This is a genomic window from Psychrobacter sp. AOP5-GZ1-6 (assembly GCF_052376345.1).
Lineage (GTDB): Bacteria > Pseudomonadota > Gammaproteobacteria > Pseudomonadales > Moraxellaceae > Psychrobacter.
Genome location: NZ_JBQSVP010000219.1, coordinates 1 through 2352, shown reverse-complemented (window position 1 = coordinate 2352; position 2352 = coordinate 1). Strand labels below are relative to the sequence as shown.

General features: G+C 38.4%; 2 protein-coding genes and 1 pseudogene. All 3 read right to left on the bottom strand.

Going from position 1 to position 2352, the window contains the following annotated elements; all coding sequences use genetic code 11:
- Positions 1-389 (bottom strand): annotated as a pseudogene (locus ACT3RN_RS15185) (transposase); the annotation flags it as partial.
- Positions 390-486: 97 nt separating this feature from the next.
- The gene (locus tag ACT3RN_RS15180; RefSeq protein WP_144296420.1) at positions 487-1257 is read right to left on the bottom strand and encodes a hypothetical protein; all 771 of its coding nucleotides are present in this window, start codon (positions 1255-1257) and stop codon (positions 487-489) included.
- Between the two features lie 368 nt (positions 1258-1625).
- Positions 1626-2352 (bottom strand): hypothetical protein (locus ACT3RN_RS15175; RefSeq protein WP_444518789.1); only part of this gene is annotated, 727 nt, incomplete at its 5' end.

Below are 2352 nucleotides of genomic sequence, written 5' to 3'. Positions count from 1 at the left end.
ATCGTAGAGCTCTTTAATGCTCTCTACGATCTCAGTGGTGGTTTGACCCTTAGCGTAAAAGAATATAATTTTATCATCAAGGCCACTAATACGGGTTTGATGCTTACTGACAAGTACAGGCTCAAAGCTACTGTCGCGGTCTCTGGGGGTGGAGATCTCAAGCTCGCCTATGTCACTGCGGACTCTCTTTTAGTGTGCCCGTTACGCTTATTAGGTTTATCCGCCTTTTCATGCTTGGGATAGCCGAGATGGTCTTCCATCTCAGCCTCTAAGGCAGTATCGATAAACGATTGCATGAGCTGCTTTTGGAAGTCTTTGATATCATCAAAGCTGTTCATGCTACCAGCCATTTGCTCAGCCAGTTTCTTGATGTCAGATTGGTTAGTCATTGCTTATTCTCCTGTTAGTGGATTATAAGCAGTTACACACTTTTTAGGAAAGGCTCCGTGGCCAGCATACATCACAACGATGTAAAGAGCTAAAAGGTCAAGGCTTGACTACTCGTAAATCTGATATAATTTGTTCTAAATGTGATTTACTCTGTTTACTCCAAATATTATAGAAGCAATAATTATCGCCTAACGTCAAATAAGCCAACCATTTTCCGTTAGGATCACCCCCTTCACGCCCATAAGTCAACTCAGTGCCATCTTGGTACACATGGTAGTCATTCCAAATACTGCCTTTACCTACAGGGTCACTTATTCCTGAAAGCGCAACACCATAGGCACTACGTACATCAGGTAAATCATAAGCCACGCCCCAACCTCCTGAAAAATTGGCACGCCGCACATTTCTATCAATGAGATGAGAATTAGCGGTAGAGGGAAGGACCAATAAAGGACACTTTCTTCCAATTTCAGACTTTTTCCATTCTGCTTTATAAGCCGAATCTGTTTCAGAAGTGGTAATAGGGGTTAGGCGCCATGATTCAGGGATAGAAGATGGCGGTATGAACCCATGCACAGACTGAGGATGATTGGAATCTGTGATTAAATGTATTTCAGTAAATGAGGGTTTGGCAACAGTTGATGGGTTATGTGGAACATGTCTAGATGATGAGTGGTTGGTTACTACCGTAGAAGTTTGCTTGGGTGGTTGAATGACTTTTGTTGTCCGAGTAGCCGAAGGCTGTTTTGAAGACTGGCAGCCACTGATAGCTACAACCAAAAGGGTGGTGTATGTTAAGCTTATAATTTTTATTGAAATATTACTTTTTATAGCATCACTGTTAAGAGTAAATTTCGAGTTTGTCATAACCAGTTCCTTTTTAATAAACAATTTGATTAAGGGTAAGTTTGAGACCATCCCAGATTCTGTGTAACTGACGTTTAGATTAAATACTTACACAAAATTTAGCTGATTTACCTAAATAAGTAGTGAATTAACCTAACACCCGTTGTATACATTCGATGTCTTTATAGTGCACCGATCATGATTAGAATATGTATGATAAGTACACCATGAAGTACACTGTGGCTATCTCAGCAAGTTAAAACGTTGATACTATTAGCCTACAGCTTGATATTCAAGTCCTCACTAGGGAACCGAACCAGTTAGAGCGCCTGATTGGTTCACAATAGGCATACCTAAAAAAATTCCCTTAGTTGTCTGCGTAACTTCTGTTATTTATTAAACTCTCTTTCTTTAATATAGCTATCTAGTATATTTTTCATTTCAGGCTCAAATAGTTTTATATACTCATGAGCTATACCACGACTACCACTAGGATGAGGGAAACCAATCACCTGACATTGCTCGAACTTCTGAAAACTAACTTTAAACTTAGTATGATTAGATTCTTTTTGAATGATTTCTCTATCCTCCACAATCTCGCCCATAATAGCTTTAAACTTTGGCAATACCTCAGAGTTTTGAAGATAATTCATTAACTCACTACCCATAAATATAATAATTTTAGGCTTAAGAACTTCAATATGATGAATAAAGTTATCTATCTGTTCTGGTTGCAAAAACTTATTTGGGTCACTATCCTTTAATGAGTTACCTTGTGTGTATGCCCAGTTAGTTTGAACGATAGATTTTTCAAAATCACCTCCCAGTCCTTCTGAGTCTAAAGGATATCCCCAAAGCTCAAACCATTTTTTAATCGCATTATCATAAGGCCATGTATTTGCAACACCCCCCCAATAAAGTGCTTTATTGGCAAAGGTATATTCGACACCTTCATTAGGTTTTAACTCATTACCTAATTCAAACTCTTTTTGGTCTTCTTTGCTAAAGCCCCACTCATAACCACAGATCATTATTCCATGTTTGTCATTAAATCCATCAAAAATAGAGTTTGCCATATTAAGGTCTTGGTACATCATTAACGCCTCCTTTATTATT

Excerpts from the sequence above, each read along its gene's own strand:
- ACT3RN_RS15180 (WP_144296420.1), bottom strand. The coding sequence starts at position 1,257 with ATGACAAACTCGAAATTTACTCTTAACAGTGATGCTATAAAAAGTAAT.